This window comes from Serratia sp. CY27727 (assembly GCF_052169275.1).
Classification (GTDB): Bacteria; Pseudomonadota; Gammaproteobacteria; order Enterobacterales; family Enterobacteriaceae; genus Serratia; species Serratia sarumanii.
The window spans coordinates 154,972-180,659 of record NZ_JBJNLB010000003.1 but is presented as its reverse complement, the minus strand read 5'-3'; the positions used below and the strand labels follow the sequence as shown (position 1 = coordinate 180,659).

20 protein-coding genes and 1 riboswitch are annotated in these 25,688 nt (G+C 61.2%); of the genes, 8 read left to right on the top strand and 12 right to left on the bottom strand.

Annotated features, from left to right (window positions below):
- Positions 1–221: 221 nt before the first annotated feature.
- Positions 222–2,588, bottom strand: coding sequence for a DNA polymerase II (locus ACJ8HB_RS10435; RefSeq protein ID WP_033652902.1), 2,367 nt, complete (start codon positions 2,586–2,588; stop codon positions 222–224).
- Between the two features lie 214 nt (positions 2,589–2,802).
- On the opposite strand from ACJ8HB_RS10435, the gene ACJ8HB_RS10430 reads away from it, so the two are divergent.
- Positions 2,803–3,573 carry a DedA family protein gene (locus ACJ8HB_RS10430; RefSeq protein ID WP_033637083.1) on the top strand — a complete coding sequence of 257 codons (771 nt, stop codon included), beginning with the start codon at positions 2,803–2,805 and terminating at the stop codon, positions 3,571–3,573.
- A gap of 26 nt (positions 3,574–3,599) precedes the next feature.
- Here ACJ8HB_RS10430 and ilvN (ACJ8HB_RS10425) read toward each other — a convergent pair whose 3' ends face one another.
- The 7 genes from ilvN (ACJ8HB_RS10425) to sgrR form a co-directional block, all read right to left on the bottom strand.
- Complete coding sequence (gene ilvN, locus ACJ8HB_RS10425; RefSeq protein ID WP_016929110.1) at positions 3,600–3,893, bottom strand: acetolactate synthase small subunit; 294 nt, start codon at positions 3,891–3,893, stop codon at positions 3,600–3,602.
- 3 nt (positions 3,894–3,896) lie between these two features.
- On the bottom strand, positions 3,897–5,591 hold the full coding sequence (ilvB, locus tag ACJ8HB_RS10420) for an acetolactate synthase large subunit (protein ID WP_047569348.1): 1,695 nt from the start codon (positions 5,589–5,591) through the stop codon (positions 3,897–3,899).
- 111 nt (positions 5,592–5,702) lie between these two features.
- Positions 5,703–5,816, bottom strand: a complete 114-nt coding sequence (gene ivbL, locus ACJ8HB_RS10415) for an ilvB operon leader peptide IvbL (protein ID WP_154747116.1) — start codon at positions 5,814–5,816, stop codon at positions 5,703–5,705.
- Between the two features lie 88 nt (positions 5,817–5,904).
- A complete protein-coding gene (thiQ, locus tag ACJ8HB_RS10410; protein ID WP_047571691.1) occupies positions 5,905–6,609 on the bottom strand; it encodes a thiamine ABC transporter ATP-binding protein ThiQ in 705 nt (234 codons plus the stop codon).
- Positions 6,596–8,203, bottom strand: coding sequence for a thiamine/thiamine pyrophosphate ABC transporter permease ThiP (gene thiP, locus ACJ8HB_RS10405; RefSeq protein ID WP_047569346.1), 1,608 nt, complete (start codon positions 8,201–8,203; stop codon positions 6,596–6,598). The genes thiQ and thiP overlap by 14 nt, the downstream gene beginning before the upstream one ends.
- Positions 8,179–9,165, bottom strand: coding sequence for a thiamine ABC transporter substrate binding subunit (thiB, locus tag ACJ8HB_RS10400; protein ID WP_033637088.1), 987 nt, complete (start codon positions 9,163–9,165; stop codon positions 8,179–8,181). Before thiB ends, thiP begins: the two co-directional genes overlap by 25 nt.
- A 57-nt stretch (positions 9,166–9,222) precedes the next feature.
- Positions 9,223–9,341: riboswitch (TPP riboswitch) on the bottom strand.
- Positions 9,342–9,378: 37 nt separating this feature from the next.
- Positions 9,379–11,040, bottom strand: coding sequence for an HTH-type transcriptional regulator SgrR (gene sgrR / locus ACJ8HB_RS10395; protein WP_047569343.1), 1,662 nt, complete (start codon positions 11,038–11,040; stop codon positions 9,379–9,381).
- An 88-nt stretch (positions 11,041–11,128) separates the two neighbouring features.
- Between sgrR and sgrT the strand changes: the two genes are divergently transcribed.
- The 3 genes from sgrT (at position 11,129) to ACJ8HB_RS10380 (ending at position 14,273) form a co-directional block, all read left to right on the top strand.
- On the top strand, positions 11,129–11,305 hold the full coding sequence (gene sgrT, locus ACJ8HB_RS10390) for a glucose uptake inhibitor SgrT (RefSeq protein WP_170310358.1): 177 nt from the start codon (positions 11,129–11,131) through the stop codon (positions 11,303–11,305).
- 154 nt (positions 11,306–11,459) lie between these two features.
- Positions 11,460–12,656, top strand: a complete 1,197-nt coding sequence (locus tag ACJ8HB_RS10385) for a sugar efflux transporter (protein WP_033652907.1) — start codon at positions 11,460–11,462, stop codon at positions 12,654–12,656.
- Positions 12,657–12,800: 144 nt separating this feature from the next.
- On the top strand, positions 12,801–14,273 hold the full coding sequence (locus ACJ8HB_RS10380) for a DASS family sodium-coupled anion symporter (RefSeq protein ID WP_033649188.1): 1,473 nt from the start codon (positions 12,801–12,803) through the stop codon (positions 14,271–14,273).
- A 38-nt stretch (positions 14,274–14,311) separates the two neighbouring features.
- Here the strand turns inward: ACJ8HB_RS10380 and leuD are convergent, their stop codons facing one another.
- Genes leuD through leuA form a run of 4 tightly spaced genes read right to left on the bottom strand, consistent with a single transcriptional unit; the run spans position 14,312 to position 18,994 of the window.
- Positions 14,312–14,914 carry a 3-isopropylmalate dehydratase small subunit gene (gene leuD / locus ACJ8HB_RS10375; protein ID WP_025159634.1) on the bottom strand — a complete coding sequence of 201 codons (603 nt, stop codon included), beginning with the start codon at positions 14,912–14,914 and terminating at the stop codon, positions 14,312–14,314.
- Positions 14,915–14,923: 9 nt separating this feature from the next.
- Positions 14,924–16,324 (bottom strand): 3-isopropylmalate dehydratase large subunit, encoded by a 1,401-nt coding sequence (gene leuC, locus ACJ8HB_RS10370; protein ID WP_033637093.1) that lies wholly within the window; start codon positions 16,322–16,324, stop codon positions 14,924–14,926.
- A 1-nt stretch (position 16,325) separates the two neighbouring features.
- Positions 16,326–17,417 (bottom strand): 3-isopropylmalate dehydrogenase, encoded by a 1,092-nt coding sequence (leuB, locus tag ACJ8HB_RS10365; RefSeq protein ID WP_047569341.1) that lies wholly within the window; start codon positions 17,415–17,417, stop codon positions 16,326–16,328.
- 2 nt (positions 17,418–17,419) lie between these two features.
- Entirely contained in the window at positions 17,420–18,994 is a 1,575-nt protein-coding gene (gene leuA / locus ACJ8HB_RS10360) for a 2-isopropylmalate synthase (RefSeq protein ID WP_004932820.1), read from the bottom strand.
- An 872-nt stretch (positions 18,995–19,866) separates the two neighbouring features.
- Between leuA and leuO the strand changes: the two genes are divergently transcribed.
- From leuO to ilvN (ACJ8HB_RS10340), 4 genes are all read left to right on the top strand, one after another.
- Positions 19,867–20,814: a transcriptional regulator LeuO gene (gene leuO / locus ACJ8HB_RS10355; RefSeq protein ID WP_033649194.1), complete on the top strand. Its 948-nt coding sequence runs from the start codon at positions 19,867–19,869 to the stop codon at positions 20,812–20,814.
- A 466-nt stretch (positions 20,815–21,280) separates the two neighbouring features.
- Complete coding sequence (locus ACJ8HB_RS10350; protein WP_033652908.1) at positions 21,281–23,089, top strand: AMP-dependent synthetase/ligase; 1,809 nt, start codon at positions 21,281–21,283, stop codon at positions 23,087–23,089.
- A gap of 316 nt (positions 23,090–23,405) precedes the next feature.
- A complete protein-coding gene (gene ilvI / locus ACJ8HB_RS10345) occupies positions 23,406–25,124 on the top strand; it encodes an acetolactate synthase 3 large subunit (RefSeq protein WP_033652909.1) in 1,719 nt (572 codons plus the stop codon).
- Between the two features lie 2 nt (positions 25,125–25,126).
- Complete coding sequence (ilvN, locus tag ACJ8HB_RS10340) at positions 25,127–25,618, top strand: acetolactate synthase small subunit (RefSeq protein WP_004932806.1); 492 nt, start codon at positions 25,127–25,129, stop codon at positions 25,616–25,618.
- Positions 25,619–25,688: the final 70 nt, after the last annotated feature.

The window sequence follows — 25,688 nt, the reverse complement described above, 5'->3', positions numbered from 1 at the left end:
GTAAGTCTTGTTACCGGGCGGGAAGGGCCGCGGCACCTGTACTGAACGTCTGCTATCCCGGTTTGTTTTAAATTTGACGGGCAATAGCCGTTCACGCCATGCAGACGTCGCGAGACGGCAGGGCTAAGCGTGGTTCAGTTTTGGGAAGGGCGCTATGGTAATGGAAGGCGGCGCGTTCGTCACCTGCAAAACCGGATGATTTTTCTTAACCTGGCGCAATCTCAAAACAGCCCCATCTGCCCGGTGACCAGCGTGGTGAAATCGTCGTGCAAGAAAGGGAGTATAGCGTCTGCCACCGGTTGCAGCTGGCGTTCGAGGTAATGCTGATAGTCGATGGGCGAATGGCGCGTTTCCAGCGGTTCCGGCCCGGCGACGGTCATCACGTAGCTGATCCAGCCGCCGTTCTGATACTGCAGCGGCCGCCCCTGGCTGCGGTTGTAGTCGTCGGCGATGCGCGCGGCGCGGGCGTGCGGCGGCACGTTGCGCTGATAGTCGTCGAGTTTCCTGCGCAGGCGCTTGCGGTACACCAGCTGATCGTCGAAGTCGCCGTTCAGGGTTTTGCCGACGTAGTCGCGCACATAGTCCTGGTAGGGCTGCCGTTTGAAGATGCGCTGATAGAGCTGCTGCTGGAACTGCTGCGCCAGCGGCGTCCAGTCGGTGCGCACCGTTTCCAGGCCTTTGTACACCATCTCTTCCTCGCCGCCGCCGCGTGCGATCAGGCCGGCGTAGCGCTTCTTGCTGCCCTGTTCGGCGCCGCGAATGGTCGGCATCAGGAAGCGGGAATAGTGGGTTTCGAACTCCAGCTCCAGCGCGTTCTCCAGCCCGAACTGCTGCTGCAGATGCTGCTGCCACCAGGCGTTGACCCGCTGCACCAGCGCCCGGCCGATCTGCGCCGCCTGCTGCTCGTCATGCGGCTGTTTCAGCCACACGAAGGTGGAGTCGGTATCGCCGTAAATCACCTGATAACCTTCGGCTTCGATCAGCTCGCGGGTTTGACGCATGATCTCGTGGCCGCGCAGGGTGATCGACGACGCCAGCCGCGGATCGAAGAAGCGGCAGCCGCTCGATCCCAGCACGCCGTACAGCGCGTTCATGATGATCTTCAGCGCCTGCGACAGGGGCTTGTTGTGCTGGCGCTTGGCGGCCTCGCGCCCTTGCCAGATCTGCTCGACGATTGCCGGCAGGCAGTGTTTGCTGCGCGAGAAGCGGGCGTTGCGAAAGCCGGGCACCGAATCGGCGTCGTTTGGGTGGCGCATGCCTTCCACCAGCCCGACCGGATCGATCAGGAAGGTGCGGATGATCGACGGGTACAGGCTTTTATAGTCCAGCACCAGCACCGAATCGTACAGGCCGGGCCGGGAGTCCATCACGAAGCCGCCGGGGCTGTGTTCCTCCGGCTGTTCGCCGAGGTTGGGGGCGACAAAGCCCAGGCGGTGCATGCGCGGCATATAAAGGTGGCTGAAGGCCGCCACCGATCCGCCGCTGCGATCGGCCGCCAGCCCGGTGACGGTGGCGCGTTCCAGCAGAAAGTTGAGCAGATCGGCCTTGGCGAAGATGCGCGTCACCAGCTCGCAGTCCTTCAGGTTGTAGCGGGCCAGCGCCGGCTTGTCTTCGGCGAAGCGCCGGTCGATCTCCGCCATGCGTTGATAAGGGTTGTCGATCGCCTTGCCTTCACCCAGCAGTTCCTGCGAAACGTACTCCAGGCTGAAGGAGGGAAAGTTCCAGGTGGCGGACTTCAGCGCTTCGATGCCGTCGATGATCAGGCGGCCGGCGGCGGCGGCGAAAAAGTGGTTCTGCTTGAAGCCGTGCTCGCGCCACTCCAACAGGTTGCCGCCGCGCCCCAGCCGCAGCGGGATTTGGTAGCGTTCGGCGTGCTTTTGCAGCACCCGCAGATCGAACTGCACCAGGTTCCAGCCGATGATGGCGTCGGGATCGTGGCGCTCCAGCCACGCGTTGAGTCGTTCCAGCAGTTGGGGGCGGCTGGCGCAGTATTCCAGATCGAAATCCAGCGGCGCATCGCCGCCGTTGGCCGGCCCCAGCATGTACACCTGCCGCTGGCCGCAGCCTTCCAGCGCGATGGAGTAAAGCTCGCCGTGGGCGGTGGTTTCGATATCCAGCGACACCAGCCTGAGCGTCGGGCGGTAGTCCGGCGCCGGCTTCATCTGGCCATTGAGCAACGGCCCGCCGCCGTTGGCCTGGCCGTTGAACCACACCGGCGCGGTGATGAAGCGCTCCATCAGATAGCGTTCGGGCGGGCGAATGTCGGCCTCGTAGACCGTAACGCCGCCTTCCCGCAGCAGTTTTTCCAGCTTGATGAGCTGACGGTGCTGGCGGCAGTACAGCCCCAGCATCGGGCGGTGATGAAAATCCGTCAGTGCCAGCGGTTTCAGTTCCACCTGCCGTTCTTCGCGCAACAGCAGTTCCGCGCGCGGCTTTTGTTCGGCGGGGATAAACGCCACCGAGATTTGCGGCGGCAAGCGCAGCTGACGCGGGCCCGCGTCGGTCGCCAGCCAAAATTCGACCTCGGTGCCGGCGGGCGTGTCGCGCCAGTGGCGAGTGAGCAGGAAACCCTGTTGCAGTGCTGTCATAACCCCTTCGTCTTCCGCCGGGCGGCGTGCGCGACATTCAGCGAGATGTCGGTTTTGGCGCTAATATAGATAAATTATAGTATGTGTTTTTATACAGTCATTGTCCATCGGCGTTCGGCGCTGCCAAATACGCATACAATTCATCGATTGACTCGCCAGCGGCGGCGCTGGAAAATCCTCGGCCCCGTTTGGCCGAATAATCCGCAGAGGTGTAATGGAAGCTTATTTACAAGATTTGATCACCCAGTCGCTGGCTTTCACCCTGATGGTCGTCCTGCTGGTCGCTTTTCTCGAGTCGCTGGCGCTGGTGGGGCTGCTGCTGCCCGGCACGGTGATGATGGCCAGCATCGGCGCGCTGATCGGCAGCGGCAAGGTGGACTTCTACTACGCCTGGGCGGCGGGGATCGTCGGCTGCCTGCTCGGCGACTGGATCTCTTATTTCGTCGGCCGCGCCTTCAAGGGGCCCTTGCACCGCTGGTCGTTCCTGAAGAAGAACAAAGCGCTGCTCGACAAAACCGAGCACGCCTTGCACCAGCACAGCATGGCGACCATTCTGATCGGCCGCTTCGTTGGCCCGACGCGCCCGCTGGTGCCGATGGTGGCCGGCATGCTCGATCTGCCGCCGTACAAGTTTGCCTTGCCGAACATCATCGGTTGCCTGACCTGGCCGCCGGTCTATTTCTTCCCTGGCATCCTGGCGGGCGTGGCGATCGACATTCCCGCCGGCGCCAACAGCGCGATGTTCAAGTGGCTGCTGCTCGCCGCGGCACTCACGATCTGGCTGGCTGTGTGGCTGAGCTGGCGCTGGTGGCGTGAGGATAAGCGCAGCGCCGATCGGCTGAGCCGTTGGCTGACGCCGCTGCGGCTGCGCGTGGTTTGCGGATTGAGCTGGCTGGCGGCGCTGGCGGTCGGTTATCTGCTGAGCCAGCAGCCCTTGATGCCGGTGTATCGGCACCTGCTGTGGCAGGTGCTGTCCGGGCAATGATTGCGGGGGCGTAAGCCCCCTTCGTATTACTGAAAGAACGCTTCCAGCTGTTCAAATACCCGCACGTCTTCGCTGTGGCGCTTCACCTGCAGCACGTCTTCCAGCTTTTCCACCTGGCTGATCATTTGCTCCAGCCGCTGATCGTCGGCGACCAATAGCCAAATGCGGCTCTGCTGGCCGTCCTTCAGCGGCAGACACAGAATGCCTTCGACGTTGAACGCGCGGCGAGCGAACAGCCCGCAAACGTGCGACATGACGCCGGGATGGTTGCGCACGGCCAGCTCCAGGATCACCTGGGGTTTATCTTGTGGTTGCAGCATGGCTTATTCTCCAATCATGTCGATGTTGGCGGCGCCCGGCGGCACCATCGGGAACACTTTTTCGTTGATATCGATCAGCGCGTGAATCAGGCAGGGCCCCGGGCGTTGGATCGCTTCGGCCAGCGCCGCCTGCGGATCTTCCGCGGCGTTCAAATCGCAGGTATCCAGCCCGAATCCGGCGGCGATCTTCAGGAAGTCGGTGCGCTTCGGATAGGCGGCGGCGAAGATGCGCTGCTGGTAGAACAGGGTTTGCTGCTGGTGCACCAGCCCCAGCGCCTGGTTGTTCATCAAAATGATTTTCACGTCCAGATCGTGTTCGACGGCGGTGGCCATTTCCTGAATGTTCATCATCAGGCTGCCGTCGCCGGAGAAGCACAGCACTTTACGCTCGGGCTCCGCCAGCGCCGCGCCGATCGCCGCCGGCAGACCGAAGCCCATGGTGCCCAGGCCGCCCGACGTCAGCCACTGGCGCGGCCGACTCAGCGGATAGGCCTGCGCCACCCACATCTGATGCTGGCCCACGTCGGTGGTGATAATGGCGCTGTCGTCCACGCAGCGCGCGGCGGCCAGCACCAGGCCGTAATGGCTCAGCGGATCGTCGGCGTTCGGCATGTTGAACGGGAACTCGCGCTTCAGGTCGTTGACGGTGCTCAGCCACGCGCTGCGCGGCTGCGTGTCGATCTGCGGCAGCAGCTGTTGCAGTACCTGGCCGACGTCGGCATGGATCGCCACGTTGGCCTGTTTGACCTTGCCCAGCTCGGCGCGATCGATATCCACGTGAATGATGGCGGCGTTAGGGCAGAACTGCTCGGTTTTGCCGATTGCCCGATCGTCGAAGCGCGCGCCCAGCACGATCAGCAGATCGGCCTCCTGCAGAATGAAGTTGGTGCTGCGCGCCGCGTGCATGCCCAACATGCCCAGCGACAGCGGGTGTTCCACCGGCATCGCCCCCAGCGCCATCAGCGTCATGGTGGTGGGCAGACCGGCGCGCTCGGCCAGTTCCAGCGCCTGCCGGTGAGCGTCGGCGCAGATGATACCGCCGCCCAGGTAGAGGATCGGGCGTTTCGCCTGGTTGATCATCGCGGCGGCCTGCGCAACCAGCGCCGGATCGAAGGTTGGGGCGGCGTCCGGCACGGCGATCGGCGGCAGCTCTTCCAGGGTGATGGTGGCGGTCTGCACGTCTTTCGGCACATCGATCCAGACCGGGCCGGGGCGGCCGGATTCGGCGATGCGGAACGCGTCGCCGATCACCTGCGGCAGCTCGCGGATATCGCGCACCAGATGGTTGTGCTTGGTGATCGGAATGGAAATGCCGTAGGTGTCCACCTCCTGGAAGGCGTCGGTGCCGATCATTGAGGAGGGCACCTGACCGGTGATGCACACCAGCGGAATGGAGTCGAGCTTGGCGTCGGCGATGGCGGTGACCAGGTTGGTGGCGCCCGGCCCGCTGGAGGCGATGCACACCGCCGCTTTGCCGTTGGCGCGCGCCATGCCCTGCGCCATAAAGCCCGCGCCCTGTTCGTGGCGCGCCAGCACGTGGTGAATGCGGGTGCTTTGGCTCAGCGCGTCATACAGCGGCAGCGCGGCGCCGCCGGGGATGCCGGCGACGGTGGTGATACCCTGCCGCTCCAGCAGATGAACGATCAATTGTGCGCCGGTGAAGCTGGTGCCCGGTTGAGGCGTGCCCGAAGTTGCCATGTTCCTGTCCTTTCTCAAGGCCGGTGAGCTTTGCTGGGCAGGGTGCTAAAACAAGAAACCCCGCCCGGTTTGCGCCGGCGGGGTTTGGGAATCGATGCGTTGATTCGGACCCTACGGCGCATTGCCGACGACCACCACCACACGCACGACGACCACCGCGGCTGGTAGCGCGGTAACTAGTAGGGTCGAAGTCAGCGAGGATGCGATCACAGGGAACCTTATCATCAGTAAAAAGAGTCAGGTTTTTATAAAAACACAGGCGCAAAATTCGCACAACAGGTTTATTGGCGCAGCATAAAAAACGCGCGTCAGATCACGCTTTACCCGAAATGCCCAGCACGCGCGCTTCGGGCGCGCTGCCGTCCAGCAGCGCCTGCGTCGGGCCGTTGTAATAGATGCGGCCGTCTACCACCAGCAGCGTGCGCGGGGCGATGCGCGCGGCGTCGTCGAGGTTGTGCGACACCATCAGCAGCGTCAGGTTGCGCTGTTCGCACACCGTCTGCAGCAGCTGCAGCATCTCGTTGCGCAGCGCCGGATCGAGCGCCGAGAAGGGCTCGTCGAGCAGCAGGATCGGCCGTTGGCGAATCAAACAGCGCGCCAGCGCGGCGCGCTGACGCTGGCCGCCGGAAAGCTGCGACGGCAGGCGCTCCAGGTGCTCTTCCAGGCCGACCTGACGAGCGATATGCGCCCGCTGTTGGCGCTGCTGCTCAGTCAAGCGCAGACCGGGATCCAACCCCAGCCCGATGTTCTGCGCTACCGTCAGGTGCGCGAACAGGTTGTTCTCCTGAAACAGCATCGACACCGGCCGTTTGGCCGGCGGTGTGGCGGTGTGGTCTTCGCCGTTCAGCAGCAGCCGGCCGCTGGCCGCCGGCAGAAAACCGGCGATCAGGCTCAGCAGGGTGCTTTTACCGGCGCCGCTGGGGCCGAGCACCGCGACGCGCTCGCCCGGCTGGATGCGCAGATCAAAGCGCATCGGCAGGTGTTCATACAGATAGGTCAGTTTTTCAAGCGTCAGCATGGCGCCCCGGTAAGCGTTCGATCAGGGTAAACAACAGGAAGCACAACAGCAGCAACAGCAGCGCGGTCACCGCCCCGTCGTTGCTGCGGTAGGCGCCAATCTGCTGATACAGGTAAAAAGGCAGGGTACGGAAATGCTCGTTGCCAAACAAGGCGACTACGCCGAAATCGCCGATCGACAGCACGCAGGCGAAGGCCAGCGCCTGCGCCAGCGGGCGGCGCAGCGCGCGCAGTTCGATCAGCCGCAGCCGTTGCCAGCCGTGGATATCCAGCGACAGGCACAGTGGGTTGTAGCGTTCGGCGAGGTCGCGCATCGGGTTCTCCAACACCTTCAGCGCATAGGGCACCGCCATCAGCGCATTGGTGAGGATCACCAGCGCATAGGGTGACTGCGGCAGCCCGATCGTATCGCTCAGCAGCAGGAAGAAGCCGGTGGCCAGCACGATACCCGGCATCGCCAGGATCACCATGCCGCTCAGCTCCAGCGCCTGGCCGCCGCGCAGATGCTGCCGCAGCTTCAGCTCGCGGCTGCTCCACAGCAGCATCATCGTGAGCGCCACGCACAGCAGCCCGGCGCCGAGGGCGATGCGCAGCGACGTGAACAGCGCCTGCCACAGCACCGGCTGGCGCAGCACGCTGACGATAGCCTGATTGGCGCCGTCGGCGATCACCGCCAGCAGAGGCGGCAATAACAGCAACAGCGCGGCGGCGATCAGCAGAAAATCGCCGACGCGCCGCCACAGGCTGTCTTCCGGGTTGCGCCAGCGCTGGGCGTGGGTATGGCCCACCGGCAGCGCCTGGCTCAGCCGCTGGCTGATCAACACCAGCCCCAGACAACAGCTTAACTGGATCAGCGCCAGCATGGCGGCGCGGCCCAGATCGTAGTCGTAACTCAGCGCCTGGTAGATCGCCAGTTCGATGGTGGTGGCCTGCGGCCCGCCGCCCAGCGACAGCACGGTGGCGAAGCTGGCGAAGCACAGCATGAAGATCAACGCGCCGCTCGGCAGGATCTGGCGACGCAGCGCCGGCCATTCGACGAAACGGAACTGCTGCCAGCCGTTCATGCCCAACTGGGCGGCCAGCTGGCGCTGCTCCACCGGAATGTTCTCCAGCGCCTGCAGCAACAGGCGGGTGGCCAGCGGCAGGTTAAAGAACAGGTGCGCCAGCAGAATGCCCTGCAGGCCGTAGGGCGAGAAGCCATACTCGACGCCCAGCCAGCCGCACAGCGCTGCCAGCCAGCCCTGACGCCCATAGACGCTGAGCAGGCCGAACACCGCCACCAGCACCGGCAGCACCAGCGTCATGGCGCACAGCCGCAGCAGCAGCTGCCGGCCGGGGAAACGGCGGCGATAGAGCGCGCGTGCCAGCAGAACGGCGGGCAGCACCGAAATCAGCGCCGACAGCAGCGCCTGCCAAAAGGTGAAGCGCACCACGTGCCACAGGTAGCTGTCCTGCCACAGGCCGCGCCAGTCGCTGCCCGGCGCGTGACGCCACAGCGAGCCCATCGCCAGCGCGGCGACCAGCAGGATCACGCCGGCGGCCAGCAGCCCCGGCCAGAGCCAGCGGGGGATCAGCGGCTGACGGCGGTTTGCCATGCCCGGATCCAGCCGCCGCGTTGTTTGGCCACCTCTTCGGCGCTGTATTGCAGCGCGGTCTGCGGCACGTTCATCTGCTCAAAGCCGACGGGCAGTGGGGTGTTGATCACCGGGTACATCCAGTTGCCGGTCGGGATGGTGTTCTGGAACGCCGGCGTCACCATGAACTGCATGAAGCGCTCCGCCAGCTCAGGCTGTTTGGCGGCCTTCAGCTTGCCCGCCACTTCCACCTGCAGGTAGTGGCCTTCGCTGAACGTGGCGGCGGCGTAGAGATCTTTTTTCTCTTCGATCAGGTGATAGGCGGGAGAGGTGGTGTAGCTGAGCACTAGATCGCCTTCGCCTTTCAGGAACAGGCCGTAGGCTTCGCTCCAGCCTTTGGTGACGGTGACGGTCTTCTTCGCCAACTGCTGCCAGGCGGCCGGCGCCTTGTCGCCATACACTTTTTGCATCCACAGCAGCAGGCCGAGGCCCGGCGTGCTGGTACGCGGATCTTCGTAGATCACTTTCCAGTTGCGATCGCTGCTGACCAGCTCCTGCAGGCTTTTCGGCGGGTTCTTCAGCTTTTCTTTGTTGTAGACGAAGGCGAAGTAACCGTAGTCGTAAGGCACGAAGGTCGCGTCCTGCCAGCCGCCCGGCACCGTCAGTTTGGCGGTGTCGACGCCGCTCGGCGCGAACAGGCCGGTTTGCTGCGCCGCCTGCAACAGGTTGTTGTCCAGCCCCAGCACCACGTCGGCGGCGCTGTTCTTGCCTTCCATGCGCAGGCGGTTCAGCAGCGAGACGCCGTCTTCCAGCGCGACGAACTTCAATTCACAGTCGCACTCGGCTTCGAAGGCTTTTTTCACCGCCGGGCCGGGGCCCCAGTCGGCGGCGAAGGAATCGTAGGTGTAAACCGTCAGCGTCGGCTTGGCGAACACCGGCGCGGCGCACAGCAGCAATAAGCAGGGCAGATATGTTTTGACCACGTTGCACTCCTGAAAAATAAGGGGGCAAGGGCATCTGAGGGGGCGAGGCGGCGTCGCCGGTTCGCTGGGCTCAAATCCCTCCGCCGGTATTGACCGGATCAGGTTCGACGGGTGTGCTCTCAGCGGAAAATCGGGCTTATCATGCGGCCCGACTTACCGCACCCCGTTGAGACGGCGCTATTGTAAAGATTAACCGACCCGGGCGAAAGGCGCTTATGCCTCCGGCGGGGCAAACCAGGCGGACTTGAAGTCGAACCAGCCGAGGGTGTTCATCCGCACGCCGCGCATGCTGCGCTGGCCGTGCAACTGCAGCCAGTGATGGAACAGCGGATGCAGCTGGTGGTTGCTGACCAGACGCTGGCAGAACTCCGCCAGCGGCAAGCGGTTGGCGCGCCACAGCGCCGCGTCCTGCGCCAGATCTTCGTTCATGCAGTGCTGCACCAGCGGCAGTTCGTACAGCGTGGCGAACAGCGAAAACTCCAGCGGCAGATAGAAGTTGGCGCTGCCGAGCCACAGATCGCTGCGCGCGTCGCCCTGGTGCCAGGTGGCGTAATCCACGCTTTGCACAATCAGGCGGATGCCGTGCTGCGCCAGCAGCGGTTCGATCGCCTGGCGAATGGCGTGAAACTCCGAATGCTCATTGAAGTGGGTCATCGTCAGTTCGGTCAGGCCCGCGGGCTTGGGCTGCTGCGCCAGCGTGCGGTTGTGGTGCCAGCGCGGCAGCAGGCCGTACGCCGGCGACCAATAGCGCTGGTAGAGCGGCCCGGCGTGGCTCAGCAGCGAAATGGGGTTGATCAATTCGCACAGCCAACTGCGAATGGCGGGATCGGCGGCCAGCGGGGAGCGCTGATCGAACAGCAGGAAATAGCAGCCCTCTTCCAGTCGGCTTTCCAGCTCGCTGTTGCCGGTTTCATCGCCCTGCAGCTGTACGCCGGAGTGCACCAGCTCTTCGGAAAACTCCGGCAGCACCCAGATGTTCACCTCGTCGATCAGCGCCCGGTAGCCGAAATAGTCGTCGAAGGCGTGGATCTTCATCTGGCTGGGATGGTTGCGCACCATGCGGTAGGGGCCGGTGCCGACCGGATGGCGGGCGAAATCAGGCAGTTCGCGCCATTCGCGCGGCAGGATCATGGCCTGCACGCTGCCCAGCAGCCAGGGCAGCCAGTGGTCGGGGCTGCGCAGCTGCACGTCGATCACGAACGGCGTCGGCGAGGTGACGCTCTCGATATGCGAGAACAGCGGTTGCGAGGTCAGACGCGAGAGGGAAGTGATGACGTCCGCCATCTCCAGCTCGCGGCCGTGATGAAAATGGATCGCCGGGCGCAGGTAAAACCGCCAGTGCAGCGGCGTCAGCGCCTGCCAATGGTGGGACAGATCGGACTCGAGTTCCCCGTTTTCCTCATTTATGCGCGTCAGGCCGTTGAAGATCTGGCGCGCCAAATGGGTCTCCGAACGCCGCAGCGCCGAGCCGGGCAGCAGGTTGTACAACTGCCGGTAGTAGAGCACCCGCAGGATATGTTTCCCCTGACGGAAGCTGCGCCCCAGCTGCGACAGCAGCATCTGGCGCACCACGTTTTTGTCGCCCACCAACTGCACCAACTGATCGATGCGGTCCTGTTCCAACAGCTCCTCGGCCCGCTGTTGCTGCAGCGCCAGGCCGGTGTAGTGGAAGGTTAGCCGCGAACGTTTGCCGCGCCCCGACTCCGCCTGCCAGGTGAGCCAGCCCTCTCGCTGCATGGCGCTCAGCAGGGAGCGTACGTGGCGCCGCGAGCAGCTCAGCACCTCCGCCAGATCCTGCAGCGTGGTGTCGGTGGTTTCACCGTGGCAGCGCTGCCACAGGCGGATGAACTGCTGCTGCAATCGGGACGTGGACATAAAAGAGGAACGCTCCTGCCTCAACTCGTCAATTTTTCTTTCCCTATATTACGCCGATAATTTTCATCAATGAAAGGGGGAGGGCGTAATGATGAAAGCTTTCTTATCCAGACAGTTCTACCAGCGCTATTTCAGCGCGGTGCGCCGTCAGCGCGCAGACTGGCTGAGCGTGGTGCCCGAGCAGGCGCGGCTGGCGATGCTGGCGCACCTGACGCAATGGGACATCAAAGAGATGACCGATAAGCAGTATCGCGAGCACCTGTAGGGGCTCCGGCAACCAATTTCTGAGTAATGGTGCTGTTTCACCAGCCAGTGGGGCGACCCACTGGTTTTTTTATGCGTGGTCATGGCAATGCGCTTGCATTTTTCTCGCCGTGGCCTAAGGTTCTTTTTTCTGCTTTGAGGTCAGGGAAGACGATATGCAACGCCTGAGCCGGTTGTCACAGCGCATCAATCCCATCTTTGCCGCATTCCTGCTGATTGCTTTTCTTTCTGGCATCGCCGGCGCGTTGCTGACGCCGACGCTCAGCCTGTTTCTGACCACCGAGGTCAAGGTGCGGCCGCTGTGGGTCGGGCTGTTTTACACCGCCAACGCGGTGGCCGGCATCGTCGTCAGTTTTCTGCTGGCCAAACGCTCCGATACCCGCGGCGATCGGCGCAGGCTGATCCTGCTGTGCTGCCTGATGGCGGTCGGCAACTGTCTGCTGTTTGCCTTTAACCGCGACTACCTGACGCTGATCACCGCCGGGGTGCTGATGTCCGCCGTTGCCAACACCGCCATGCCGCAGATTTTCGCGCTGGCGCGGGAATACGCCGACAGCGAGGCGCGTGAAGTGGTGATGTTCAGCTCGGTGATGCGCGCCCAGCTATCGCTGGCGTGGGTGATTGGCCCGCCGCTGTCGTTTGCGCTGGCGCTCAGCTACGGGTTCACCGTGATGTTCCTGATCGCCGCCGCCACCTTCGCGGTCTGCGTGCTGCTGGTAGGATTCATGCTGCCTTCGGTGCCGCGCGCGGCGGATGGCGAAGGGTTGCGGGAAGGCGCTTCCGCGCCGATTGCGCCCGCCAGCGCCTGGCGCAATCGCGATGTGCGGCTGCTGTTCATCGCCTCGATGCTGATGTGGACCTGCAATACCTTGTACATCATCGATATGCCGCTGTATATCACCGCCGATCTCGGCCTGCCGGAGGGGCTGGCCGGGGTGCTGATGGGCACCGCCGCCGGGTTGGAGATCCCGGCGATGCTGTTGGCCGGTTATTACGTCCAACGCTTCGGCAAACGCAACATGATGCTGCTGGCGGTGGCGGCGGGCGTGCTGTTTTATCTCGGGCTGACGGTGCTGGAGAGCAAGCCGGCCCTGATCGCGCTGCAGTTGCTCAACGCGGTGTTTATCGGCATCGTCGCCGGTATCGGCATGCTCTATTTTCAGGATTTGATGCCGGGCCGGCCGGGCGCCGCCACCACGCTGTTCACCAACAGCATCTCTACCGGGGTGATCCTGGCCGGGGTGCTGCAGGGCGCGTTGGTGGAGAATTTCGGTCATGGCTCGGTGTATTGGATGGCGGCGCTGTTGGCGCTGGCGGCGCTCGGGATGAGCGCCAAAGTGCGTGAAGTGTGAGGTCAAACGACGGCATTCTTGATGCAAGTCATTGAGAAGGCTGAACCGGACGCCCAAGCTGAAGACATATGGCGCGCGATCGTTGCGCCCACGCCCATCTCGCTATTGAGATGCCGCCTTGTCGTTTAGAACAGTGGGAACGTTATGGATAAACTCACACCGCTCAAACCGCTTCCTTCCCTGTGCGCCCTTGCCGCCACGCTGATTATCTGGTTCCTCATTCCCGTGCCGGAGGGCGTCGCGCCTAATGCCTGGCAGCTGCTGGCGCTGTTTATCGGCACCATCATCGCCATCATCGGCAAGGCGATGCCGATCGGCGCAGTCTCGGTGATCGCCATCGCCCTGGTGGCGGTGACCGGCGTCACCAATCCCGGCAAGCCGGGCGCCGCGCTGGACGACGCGCTCAGCGGCTTTTCCAACCAGCTGATCTGGCTGATCGGCTTTTCGATCATGATCTCCCTCAGCCTGAATAAAACCGGGCTGGGCGCGCGCATCGGCTATTACTTTATTTCGCTGTTCGGCAAAAAAACGCTGGGCATCGCCTATGCGCTGACGCTGGCGGAAACCACGCTGGCGCCGGTGACGCCGAGCAACACCGCGCGCGGCGGCGGCATCATTCACCCGATCATGAAGTCGATCGCCGACAGCTTCGGCTCCAAACCCGAGCTCAATACCTCCGGAAAAATCGGCCGCTACCTGTCGCTGGTGAACTACAACATCAACCCGGTCACCTCGGCGATGTTTATCACCGCTACCGCGCCTAACCCGCTGATTGTCAGCCTGATCGCCAAAGGCACACACGGCAGCTTCGAGCTGTCCTGGTCGATGTGGGCAGTCGCCGCTCTGGTGCCGGGACTGTGCTCGCTGATCGTGATGCCGCTGGTCATCTATCTGCTGTATCCGCCGGAGGTGAAAAGTACCCCGGACGCGCCGCGCTTCGCGCGCGAAAAACTGCAGGCGCTGGGGCCGGTAACGCTGCCGGAGAAAATCACCCTCGGGGTGTTCGCGCTGTTGCTGGTGCTGTGGGCCGGCATTCCGGCGATGATCTTCGGCCCGGCGCTGGCGGTCAATCCCACCACCGCGGCGCTGATCGGCCTGGCGGTGCTGCTGGCCACCGGGGTGCTGAGCTGGGAGGATGTGCTCAAGCATAAAGGCGCGTGGGACACCGTGGTGTGGTTCTCGGCGCTGGTGATGATGGCCAGCTTCCTCGGCAAGCTGGGGCTGATCGGCTGGCTGTCGCAAACCGTGGGCAACGGCATCGACCATATGGGCATGAGCTGGGTGGGCGGCACGATCTTGCTGACCCTCATCTATTTGTATTCGCACTATTTCTTCGCCAGCACCACCGCGCACGTGACGGCGATGTTCGCCGCCTTCTTCGCCGCAGGCATTGCGCTCGGCGCGCCACCGGCGCTGCTGGGCCTGATCCTGGCGTTCTCTTCCTCGCTGATGATGTCGCTGACGCATTACGGCACCGGCACCGCGCCGATCGTCTTCGGCTCCGGCTACGTGACGCTGGGGGAATGGTGGAAAGCGGGATGGGTGATGAGCGTGGTTAACTTGCTGATCTGGATAGTGATCGGCGGAGCATGGTGGAAGCTGCTGGGCTACTGGTGAGGAAAAAAACTCACCCGCCGGGCGGCGGGTGAAGGGGATTAATTCAAAAACGCCGGCTGCTGTGCTTCGTAGCGGGAGATGTCCGCTTCGTGCTGCAGCGTCAGGCCGATGCTGTCCAGCCCGTTGATCATGCAGTGGCGGCGGAAGCTGTCGATTTCGAACGGATAGCTTTTGCCGCCGGCGTTGACCGTCTGGTTCTCCAGATCCACCACGAACTCCGTTCCCTCGTTGGCGTCCACCAGCTTGAACAGCTCATCCACCTGCTGTTCGCTCAGCGTCACCGGCAACAGCTGGTTGTTGAACGAGTTGCCGTAAAAGATATCGGCGAAGCTCGGCGCGATCACCACTTTGAATCCGTAATCGGTCAGCGCCCAGGGCGCGTGTTCGCGCGAGGAGCCGCAGCCGAAGTTCTCGCGCGCCAACAGGATGCTGGCGCCTTTATAGCGCGGTTTGTTCAGCACGAATTCCGGGTTCGGCTGCTGGCCGGCGTCGTCGAGGAAGCGCCAGTCGTTGAACAGGTGCTGGCCGAAGCCGGTGCGGGTGACCTTCTGTAAAAACTGCTTGGGAATAATGGCGTCGGTGTCGACGTTGGCCGCATCCAAAGGCACCACTAAGCCGGTATGTTGAGTAAATTTAGCCACGTTAGCCCCTTAGTGAATATCACGGATGTCGGCGAAGTGACCGGCAACGGCGGCCGCGGCGGCCATCGCCGGGCTGACCAGGTGGGTGCGCCCACCGCGCCCCTGACGCCCTTCGAAGTTACGGTTGCTGGTGGATGCGCAGCGCTCGCCCGGATTCAGGCGGTCGTTGTTCATCGCCAGACACATCGAGCAGCCCGGCAAACGCCATTCGAAACCGGCTTCGATAAAGATTTTGTCCAACCCTTCGGCTTCCGCCTGGGCCTTCACCGGGCCGGAGCCCGGCACCACGATGGCCTGCACGCCGCTGGCGACCTTGCGCCCCTTGGCGATCGCCGCCGCCGCGCGCAGATCTTCGATGCGCGAGTTGGTGCAGGAGCCGATGAACACTTTGTCGATCGGCACGTCGGTCAATTTGATGCCCGGTTTCAAGTCCATGTAGGCCAAGGCTTTTTCCGCGGAGGCGCGCTCGACCGGATCGCTGAACGATTCCGGCGCCGGGATCGCCTGATTGACGGCGATCACCTGGCCGGGGTTGGTGCCCCAGGTGACCTGCGGCGCGATCTCTTCGGCGCGCAGCGTCACCACGGTATCGAATTGGGCGTCGGCATCGGACTTCAGCGTGCGCCAATAGGCGACCGCCTGCTCCCAGTTTTCGCCGGTTGGCGCGAACTGACGCCCCTTCAGGTAGGCGAAGGTGGTGTCGTCCGGCGCGACCAACCCGGCCTTGGCGCCCATTTCGATCGCCATGTTGCACAGGGTCATGCGGCCTTCCATGCTCAATGCTTCGATCGCCTTGCCGCAGAACTCCACCACGTGGCCGGTGCCGCCGGCGCTGCCGGTTTTGCCGATCACCGCCAGCACGATGTCTTTGGCGGTAATACCCTCGGCGGCGTCGCCGGTGACTTCAATCTTCATGGTCTTGGCGCGGCCCTGCTTCAGGGTCTGGGTCGCCAGCACGTGTTCCACTTCGGAGGTGCCGATGCCGAACGCCAGCGAGCCGAAAGCGCCGTGGGTGGCGGTGTGCGAGTCGCCGCAAACGATGGTCATGCCCGGCAGCGTCATGCCTTGCTCAGGCCCGATCACGTGCACGATGCCCTGGAACGGGTGGTTCAGGTCATACAGCGAAACGCCGAATTCCGCGCAGTTCTTGATCAGCTCCTGCATCTGGATGCGCGCCATCTCGCCGCTGGCGTTGATGTCTTTGGTCTGGGTCGACACGTTGTGATCCATGGTGGCGAAGGTTTTGCCGGGCTGGCGCACCTTGCGGCCCATGGCGCGCAGGCCGTCGAACGCCTGCGGCGAAGTGACTTCGTGCACCAGGTGACGGTCGATATACAGCAACGGCGTTTCGTTCGGCGCTTCGTGCACCACGTGGGCGTCGTACAGCTTCTGGTATAAGGTCTTGGCCATGTTATGCCCCCTGAGCTACAAAGCGAGCGATGATGTCGCCCATTTCATCGGTGCTGACGGCTTTGCCGTCACCGGCCAGATCGGCGGTGCGGTAGCCCTGTTCCAACGCCTGGTTGATGGCGCGCTCCACGGCGTCGGCCGCTTCATCGGCGCCCAGGCTGTAACGCAGCAGCAGGGTGGCGGACAGGATCTGCGCAATCGGGTTGGCGATGCCTTTGCCGGCAATATCCGGCGCGGAACCGCCCGCCGGTTCGTACAGGCCGAAGCCTTGCTCGTTCAGGCTGGCGGACGGCAACATGCCCATCGAGCCGGTGATCATCGCGCACTCGTCGGACAGGATGTCGCCGAACAGGTTGGAGCACAGCAGCACGTCGAACTGGGACGGATCCTTGATCAGCTGCATGGTGGCGTTGTCGATATACATGTGCGACAGCGACACGTCCGGGTAATCCTTGGCGACCTGATTGACCACTTCACGCCACAGGATGGAGCTTTGCAGCACGTTGGCCTTGTCGATCGACGTCACCTTGTGGCGGCGCTTGCGAGCGGATTCGAAGGCGATGCGCGCGATGCGTTCAATCTCGAAACGGTGATACACCTCGGTATCGAAAGCGCGCTCCTGCATGCCCTGGCCTTCGCGGCCCTTCGGCTGGCCGAAGTAGATGCCGCCGGTCAGTTCGCGCACGCACAGAATGTCGAAGCCGCGGTCGGCGATGTCGGCGCGCAGCGGGCAGAATGCCTCCAGCCCTTGATACAGGCGCGCCGGGCGCAGGTTGCTGAACAGTTTGAAGTGCTTGCGCAGCGGCAACAGCGCGCCGCGTTCCGGCTGCTCGGCCGGCGGCAGGTGTTCCCATTTCGGGCCGCCTACCGATCCGAACAGGATGGCGTCGGCCTGCTCGCAGCCGGCGACGGTCGCCGGCGGCAGCGGGCTGCCGTGGCGATCGATGGCGATGCCGCCGACGTCGTATTCGGCAGTGGTGATGCGAATGTCAAAGCGTTGACGCACCGCGTCCAACACTTTGCGCGCCTGAGCCATTACTTCCGGGCCGATGCCGTCTCCGGGCAAGACGGCAATGTGATAAGTCTTCGTCATGTTCACACCGTTTCCTGATTATTTTGATGTTTGTTTTGCTGCAGGCGCTGCTTTTCTTTTTCTACCTGCTGTGAGCGCCAAATATTGTTCAACACGTGCACCATCGCCTTGGCGGAAGATTCGACGATGTCGGTCGCCAGACCCACGCCGTGGAAACGGCGGCCGTTGTAAGAGACCACGATATCCACCTGGCCCAGCGCGTCGCGGCCATGGCCCTTGGCGGTCAACTGGTACTTCACCAGCTCGATCGGGTAGTCGGTGATGCGATTGATTGCCTGATAAACTGCATCGACCGGGCCGTTGCCGGTGGCGGCCTCGGCTTTCTCTTCGCCGCCGCAGATCAGTTTCACCGAGGCGGTGGCCATGATGCTGCTGCCGGACTGCACGCTGAAGTAGCCCAGGCTGAAGTGCTCCGGCTCTTCCTGCTGTTTGTTGATGAAGGCCAGCGCCTCCAGGTCATAGTCGAACACCTGGCCCTTCTTGTCGGCCAGCTTCAGGAAGGCGGCGTACAGGGTATCCAGGTTATAGTCCTGCTCCTGGTAGCCCATCTCTTCCATGCGGTGTTTCACCGCCGCCCGGCCGGAGCGGGAGGTCAGGTTCAACTGCACGTCCTTCAGGCCGATCGACTGCGGGGTCATGATTTCGTAGTTTTCGCGGTTCTTCAGCACACCGTCCTGGTGAATGCCGGAGGAGTGGGCGAAGGCGTTGGAGCCGACGATCGCCTTGTTGGCCGGGATCGGCATGTTGCACAGCTGGCTGACGATCTGGCTGGTGCGGAAGATTTCCTGATGATTGATGTTGGTGTGCACGTTCATGATGTCCTGGCGCACCTTAATCGCCATGATCACCTCTTCCAGCGAACAGTTGCCGGCGCGCTCACCGATGCCGTTCAGGGTGCCTTCCACCTGACGGGCGCCGGCCTGAACCGCGGCGATGGAGTTGCCGACCGCCATGCCCAAATCGTCGTGGCAGTGCACGGAAATGATGGCTTTGTCGATGTTCGGCACGCGGTCATACAAGGTGGTGATGATGCCGCCGAACTGGTTCGGCGTGGTGTAACCGACGGTGTCTGGAATATTGATGGTGGTGGCGCCGGCGTTGATGGCGGCTTCGACCACGCGGCACAGATTGTCGATCGGCGTGCGGCCGGCGTCTTCACAGGAGAACTCTACGTCGTCGGTGTAGTTGCGGGCGCGTTTGACCGAGCGCACCGCCATCTCCAACACTTCGTCGAACGAGCGTTTCAGTTTCGATTCGATGTGCAGGGTTGAGGTGGCCAGGAATACGTGGATGCGGAACGCTTCGGCGACGCGCAACGCTTCGGCGGCCACGTCGATGTCTTTGTCCACACAGCGGGCCAGGCCGCAGACGCGGCTGTTCTTGATCTGGCGCGCGATGGTTTGCACCGACTCGAAGTCGCCCGGCGAAGAGACCGGGAAACCGACCTCCATCACGTCGACGCCCATTCTTTCCAGCGCCAGCGCAATCTGAATCTTCTCTTTTACGCTCAGGCTGGCCTGCAACGCCTGTTCGCCATCACGCAGCGTGGTATCGAAAATAATGACTTGTTGGCTCATCGGTGCATTCCTTATCGTGTTGATTTCACGCTAAGCGGGCAAAAAAAAACCCGCGCAGTAGCGCGGGTTTCTTATGGGTGATCGGCTGAGTCAGCTCCGAACTTCGTCCACAGGCATACCGCGCAAACAAGATGCGTTGAGTAGTAGGCCTAGTAGACGATGAGTACGGATCATAAGGGTTCAGCTTCTCTTAAATTGGGTGTCTGCCTAATTTGATACGTGATTGGCCTGGCGATGTCAACACCTGATTGAATGCGGGGACAATGCACCAGCCCATTGGCCAAACAGAGGATCATTCGGCAAAAAAGCGACGCCTTAGAGAAAAAATGGGGCCAGTTTGCGCGCTGCTTAGCATAAACGAATCGAATATATACTGCGCTAATTGCTTCTGGATTTCGTTGCGTTAAGATTTGCGATGAAAAAATAAGAGGGATTAATCACGGGGGGCAACAAAATAACATTTTTTATACAAATGATTTAAATTGAATTCATATGATTAATTGATTATTTTAGTCATAATATAACAAAATAATGTAATTTTACACAAAGTGAGCGGTGTTTTTAGATGGTTTGATTGCTTATGATGTGTTTTTATAGTTTGTCTCATACAGTGCAGCTATGTTGTTTAGTTGTATTAATCATTGTTGATACCTAATTATTAGTACTACCTAGGTGGCATTCTTCCCGCTGACGGGAGAAACTACTGACATGTATTCCATATACGACTTATATCGTGTCGATAACACGAGGTTTTTTATCGGTTGATGACGGTAATGGCAGGATTTGTCGTGCAAAGATATGACAATGCGGCGTTTCATTGTTTGTCGAGCATAAGGATTAGATTATCTACACAGGATTTAGTGGAGTGAAATATGGCTGAATATGATTCAGAAATCACTATGGTCAAAGAGCCGGCGGACATTCATTTGCGCAGCGTCGATCTTAATTTGCTGACGGTGTTTGACGCCGTGATGCAAATGCAAAATATTACGCGAGCCGCTAATTCGCTAGGGATGTCGCAGCCGGCGGTGAGCAACGCGGTAGCGCGCCTGAAGGTGATGTTCAACGACGAACTGTTCGTGCGCTGCGGGCGCGGGATCCAGCCCACCATGCGGGCCAGGCAGCTGTTTGGCCCGGTGCGGCAAGCGTTGCAGCTGGTGCAGAATGAATTGCCGGGCGCCGAGTTCGAGCCGCTGACCAGCACGCGAGCGTTTTCCTTGTCGCTGTGCAGTCCGCTCGACTTGCGCCTGGGCGCCGGGATAATCAATCACGTCAAACAGATCGCGCCGCAGCTTAATCTGCAAATAAAGTCATACATCAACAATAATATCGAACATCAATTGCGTTATCAGGACGTCGAGTTTGTCATCGGCTACAGCCGTTTCGAATCGGCAGAGTTTCGCAGTTTGGCGATGTTCGACGACGAATTAGTGCTGGCGGCCGCGCAGGCGCACCCGAGAATGGGCGAGGAGGCGACGCCGGAGCAAATGCTGGCCGAACAACACGCGGCGGTATCCCTGGAAAGTTTTGGATCGTTCAGTAAGCCTTTTTATTTAGAGGAACCGATGCTGCGCGCCGTGACGCAGCAGTGCACGGATCTCTACAGCGTGTTGAATATGGTGTCGCAAACGGAGATGGTGGCGATTGCACCTGCCTGGCTGGTGAGACAACAGACGGAGGCGTTGAAAATAAAGGCGGTTCCTTTGTGCGCCAATCACAATAAAGCAACCTGCTATCTTTCCTGGCATGAATCCTCCGAGCGGGATAAAGGGCACCAGTGGATGAAATCCGTCCTGATTGAGGCGGGTAACCCAAAGTAAATCGATAAAAAATGGGAGCCATATAAAGATAATATTCAACTGAGCGTTTTTTTCTCATGATAAAAACTAAGAACTATCTGTGTTTTTATTAAGATGTTTCTTGGTTTTACGGCGATAAAATAACTTATTTTCATAGTGGGTTTGTTCGTTCAGCAAAAATAATTAATATAAATTAATATTCTGATTTTTACTTTCCGGCTAGTATTTTAAACTAACTCGATGCGGCGGCCCGGATGGGCCGCGTTTTATTGCCGCCGGCAAACCTTTTCCTTCCCGTTCTGTCCAACTGATGAAAGCGCGAAAGCCGGCCTGAGTTTTGGCTCACACTTCTATGCTGAAATCGCTTTTCCCCCTGCCTGAGAGTAGGTAGACTGCGCAGAAAAAAGTAAACACGTGTAAGCTGAGATGAGGGCCGCAAGGCGTCGTTCAGGCTTAACTGTATGATTCATTTCAGGCTTAGAGCACTATGATCACTAATCTGCTGCAATACCATCTGATCCATCGTATACAGCATCAAATCACCCACCGAGCCGATCGCACAGCTTTTCGCCAATGGTCGCCCAACGGCGAGTTGCAACTGACCTGGGGAGCGGCCGCCGCCCGCATTGATCGCATCGCCGCCGGGCTGCTGGGGCTGGGCGTCGAAGTGCAAGAACGCATCGGTATTTTCGCCAATAACACGATGGCCTGGTCGTTGACCGATCTCGCGATCCTGCACCTGCGTGGCGTCAGCGTACCGCTCTATTCCACCAATACGCCGGCGCAGGCGGCGTTTGTCACCAACGACGCCGACATCCGCATACTGTTCGTCGGTGAGCAGGCGCAGCTTGACGCCGCCATAGCGCTGCGCGGCGTCTGCCCACAGCTGCGGCACATTATCGTCTTCGACGAGGGGGCCGATCTGCGCGGCTGCGAGATCGCACAGCATCTGAGCGCCTTCGAGCGCGCTGCCGATCCGGCGGCTTTTGCCGCTCAACGTCGGCAGCGTATTGAAGAGTGCGACCTGCAGGATCTCTTCACCCTGATTTATACCTCGGGTACTACCGGCGAGCCGAAAGGGGTGATGCTGGACTACCGCAACCTGGCGGCGCAGCTCTACCTGCATGATGAAAGGCTGACGGTCGGCGAAGAGGATGTGTCGCTCAGCTTCCTGCCGCTGTCGCATGTGTTCGAGCGGGCCTGGAGCTTCTTTGTGATGCATTCCGGCGCGCAGAACGTCTTCCTGCCGAATACCGACTGGGTGCGGGAAGCGATGGGGCAGGTCCGCCCGACGCTGATGTGTGCGGTGCCGCGTTTCTACGAGAAGATTTTCAGTGCGGTGCATGAAAAAGTGGCGCGCGCCCCTTGGCTGCGCCGTGCGTTGTTCCACTGGGCGATCGTCTGCGGCGAGCGCAAATTCCTGCAGGAGCGGGCCGGCAAACCGTTGGGCAAAGTGTTCGACTTCACCCACCGCTGGGCCGACAAGCTGGTGTTGAGCAAGCTGCGCGGTATCCTCGGCGGCCGGGTGCGCTTTTTGCCGGCGGCGGGCGCCAAGCTGGACGACAATGTGATCCTGTTTTTCCAGGCGATGGGCGTCAACATCAAGTACGGTTACGGCATGACCGAAACCTGCGCCACCGTCTCCTGCTGGGAAGAGGGGCATTTCCGCTTCGGCTCTATCGGCAAACCGCTGCCGGAGGTCGAGGTGCGCATTGGCGAGGAAAATGAAATCCAGGTGCGCGGGCCGATCGTGATGCGCGGCTATTTCAACAAACCGTTGGAAACCGCCGCGACCTTTACCGAGGACGGCTGGCTGAAAACCGGCGACGCCGGTGCGATCGATGAAGAGGGCAACCTGTTCATCACCGAACGGCTGAAGGATTTGATGAAAACCTCCGGCGGCAAATACATCGCGCCGCAGATGCTGGAAGGCACGCTGGCGCAGGATCGCTTTATCGAGCAGGTGGCGATCATCGCCGATGCGCGTAAATTCGTTTCTGCGCTGATCGTGCCGTGCTTTGAGTCGCTGGAAGAGTATGCGAAGTCAGTCAACCTGAAATACCAGGATCGCCTGGAACTGCTGCGCAACGGCGAAATCCTCGAGATGTTCGAAAAGCGCCTGCGCGAGATGCAAAAGGAGCTGGCGCGCTTCGAACAGGTGAAGAAGTTCACCCTGCTGCCGGCAGCCTTTTCGATGGAGTTGGGAGAGCTCACGCCAACGCTGAAGCTGCGCCGCAAAGTGATCCTGCAGCGCTATCAGCGCGAAATTGACTCGATGTACCAGGAACAGGCATGACGCCGCCGCCGGGCCATGTGCCCGGCGAAAAAAGCGGCATATCCTTCACCTGATTTAGTTCTGTAATTTTCCCTCTGTTCGAAACAATGCCTAGCCTGACAACCCTGCGGCTAGCGCATTGTTTTTATAAAGCCGTGATATCCAGCCGCTTGGCAATAACCATGCCTCCGCTAAGCCATTTTGTCGTTTGCCTGCCCCAAATTCTGACGTTATGTTAATTCGATAGCGACAACCCATAAAAGCTTTGGGGCATTGCCCCGCAGCAGGCGCCACGTTCCGACGCCAGAGAAGAATAAGCAAGCCTGGAGGCAAACCCATGGAGATGTTGTCAGGAGCCGAGATGGTCGTCCGATCGTTGATCGATCAGGGCGTTAAGCATGTATTCGGCTACCCCGGCGGGGCGGTGCTCGATATCTACGACGCCCTGCATACGGTTGGAGGGATCGATCATATTCTGGTGCGCCACGAGCAGGGGGCGGTGCACATGGCCGACGGCTACGCGCGCGCCACCGGTGAAGTGGGCGTGGTGCTGGTGACCTCCGGCCCCGGCGCCACCAACGCCATTACCGGTATCGCCACCGCCTATATGGACTCGATCCCGATGGTGGTGCTGTCGGGGCAGGTGCCCAGCTCGCTGATCGGCTACGACGCCTTCCAGGAGTGCGATATGGTGGGGATTTCGCGCCCGGTGGTGAAGCACAGCTTCCTGGTAAAACGCACCGAAGACATCCCGGCGGTGTTGAAGAAGGCGTTCTTCCTGGCTTCCAGCGGCCGGCCCGGCCCGGTGGTGATCGATCTGCCGAAAGATATCGTCGGCCCGGCGGTGCGGATGCCTTATGCCTACCCGCAGGACGTGAGCATGCGTTCTTACAACCCGACGGTGCAGGGGCACCGCGGGCAGATAAAACGCGCGCTGCAAACCATTCTGGCGGCCAAAAAGCCGGTGATGTACGTCGGCGGCGGCGCGATCAACGCCGGTTGCGAAGCCGAACTGTTGGCGTTGGCGGAACAGCTGAACCTGCCGGTGACCAGCAGCCTGATGGGGTTGGGCGCTTTCCCCGGCACCCACCGGCAGAGCGTCGGCATGCTCGGCATGCACGGCACCTATGAAGCCAACAAAACCATGCATCACGCCGACGTGATCTTCGCCGTCGGCGTGCGTTTCGACGATCGCACCACCAACAATCTGGCCAAATACTGCCCGGACGCCACCGTGCTGCATATCGATATCGATCCGACCTCGATCTCCAAAACGGTGGACGCCGATATTCCGATCGTCGGCGATGCCAAACAGGTGTTGGTGCAGATGCTGGAGCTGTTGGCACAGGACGAGAAAGCGCAGGATCACGACGCGCTGCGCGACTGGTGGCAGTCTATCGAGCAGTGGCGTGCCCGCGACTGCCTGGGTTACGACAAGCACAGCGGCACCATCAAACCGCAGGCGGTGATCGAAACCTTGCACCGCCTGACCAAAGGCGATGCGTATGTCACCTCGGACGTAGGCCAGCACCAAATGTTCGCCGCGCTCTATTATCCGTTCGATAAACCGCGCCGCTGGATCAACTCCGGCGGCCTCGGCACCATGGGCTTCGGCCTGCCGGCGGCACTGGGCGTCAAGCTGGCGCTGCCGGAGGAAACCGTGGTGTGCGTGACCGGCGACGGCAGCATTCAGATGAATATTCAGGAGCTGTCCACCGCGCTGCAATATAACTTGCCGGTGGTGGTGGTGAACCTCAACAACCGCTATCTGGGCATGGTAAAGCAGTGGCAGGACATGATTTATTCCGGCCGTCACTCGCAGTCCTACATGGATTCGCTGCCGGACTTCGTCAAGCTGGCCGAGGCTTACGGCCATGTCGGCATCGCCATCCGCACGCCGGATGAGCTGGAAAGCAAGCTGGCGCAGGCGCTGGCGGAAAAAGAGCGGCTGGTGTTCGTCGACGTGACCGTCGATGAAACCGAACATGTTTACCCGATGCAGATCCGCGGCGGAAGCATGGACGAAATGTGGCTTAGCAAAACGGAGAGGACCTGATCATGCGCCGTATTTTATCTGTCTTGCTGGAAAACGAATCCGGCGCTTTGTCGCGCGTGGTCGGGCTGTTCTCCCAGCGCGGTTATAACATCGAGAGCCTGACGGTGGCGCCGACCGACGATCCGACGCTGTCGCGCATGACTATCCAGACCGTCGGCGACGAGAAAGTGCTGGAGCAGATTGAGAAACAGCTGCACAAGCTGGTGGACGTGCTGCGCGTCAGCGAGCTGGTGCAGGGCGCCCACGTTGAGCGCGAGATCATGCTGGTGAAGCTGCAGGCCAGCGGCTACGGCCGTGAAGAGGTGAAGCGCTGCGCCGACATTTTCCGTGGCCAGATCGTGGATGTGACGGCGACGCTGTACACGGTACAGCTGGCCGGCACCAGCGACAAGCTCGACGCTTTCCTGAGCGCGGTGCGTGAAGTGGCGGAGATCGTGGAAGTGGCCCGTTCCGGGGTGGTCGGCGTGTCGCGTGGCGACAAAATCATGCGCTGAGTGCGGTCTGGCGGTGAATAATCAGGGGCGCGGCGTGGCTGCGCCCTTTGTTTTTCGGTATTTTTTGCCC

What these genes read in the sequence shown, in the direction of transcription:
- ACJ8HB_RS10435 (WP_033652902.1), bottom strand. Translation starts at nt 2,588, where the DNA reads ATGACAGCACTGCAACAGGGTTTCCTGCTCACTCGCCACTGGCGCGAC.
- ACJ8HB_RS10430 (WP_033637083.1), top strand. Translation starts at nt 2,803, where the DNA reads ATGGAAGCTTATTTACAAGATTTGATCACCCAGTCGCTGGCTTTCACC.
- ilvN (WP_016929110.1), bottom strand. Translation starts at nt 3,893, where the DNA reads ATGCTGCAACCACAAGATAAACCCCAGGTGATCCTGGAGCTGGCCGTG.
- ilvB (WP_047569348.1), bottom strand. Translation starts at nt 5,591, where the DNA reads ATGGCAACTTCGGGCACGCCTCAACCGGGCACCAGCTTCACCGGCGCA.
- ivbL (WP_154747116.1), bottom strand. Translation starts at nt 5,816, where the DNA reads ATGATAAGGTTCCCTGTGATCGCATCCTCGCTGACTTCGACCCTACTA.
- thiQ (WP_047571691.1), bottom strand. Translation starts at nt 6,609, where the DNA reads ATGCTGACGCTTGAAAAACTGACCTATCTGTATGAACACCTGCCGATG.
- thiP (WP_047569346.1), bottom strand. Translation starts at nt 8,203, where the DNA reads ATGGCAAACCGCCGTCAGCCGCTGATCCCCCGCTGGCTCTGGCCGGGG.
- sgrR (WP_047569343.1), bottom strand. Translation starts at nt 11,040, where the DNA reads ATGTCCACGTCCCGATTGCAGCAGCAGTTCATCCGCCTGTGGCAGCGC.
- sgrT (WP_170310358.1), top strand. Translation starts at nt 11,129, where the DNA reads ATGATGAAAGCTTTCTTATCCAGACAGTTCTACCAGCGCTATTTCAGC.
- ACJ8HB_RS10385 (WP_033652907.1), top strand. Translation starts at nt 11,460, where the DNA reads ATGCAACGCCTGAGCCGGTTGTCACAGCGCATCAATCCCATCTTTGCC.
- ACJ8HB_RS10380 (WP_033649188.1), top strand. Translation starts at nt 12,801, where the DNA reads ATGGATAAACTCACACCGCTCAAACCGCTTCCTTCCCTGTGCGCCCTT.
- leuC (WP_033637093.1), bottom strand. Translation starts at nt 16,324, where the DNA reads ATGGCCAAGACCTTATACCAGAAGCTGTACGACGCCCACGTGGTGCAC.
- leuB (WP_047569341.1), bottom strand. Translation starts at nt 17,417, where the DNA reads ATGACGAAGACTTATCACATTGCCGTCTTGCCCGGAGACGGCATCGGC.
- leuA (WP_004932820.1), bottom strand. Translation starts at nt 18,994, where the DNA reads ATGAGCCAACAAGTCATTATTTTCGATACCACGCTGCGTGATGGCGAA.
- leuO (WP_033649194.1), top strand. Translation starts at nt 19,867, where the DNA reads ATGGCTGAATATGATTCAGAAATCACTATGGTCAAAGAGCCGGCGGAC.
- ACJ8HB_RS10350 (WP_033652908.1), top strand. Translation starts at nt 21,281, where the DNA reads ATGATCACTAATCTGCTGCAATACCATCTGATCCATCGTATACAGCAT.
- ilvI (WP_033652909.1), top strand. Translation starts at nt 23,406, where the DNA reads ATGGAGATGTTGTCAGGAGCCGAGATGGTCGTCCGATCGTTGATCGAT.
- ilvN (WP_004932806.1), top strand. Translation starts at nt 25,127, where the DNA reads ATGCGCCGTATTTTATCTGTCTTGCTGGAAAACGAATCCGGCGCTTTG.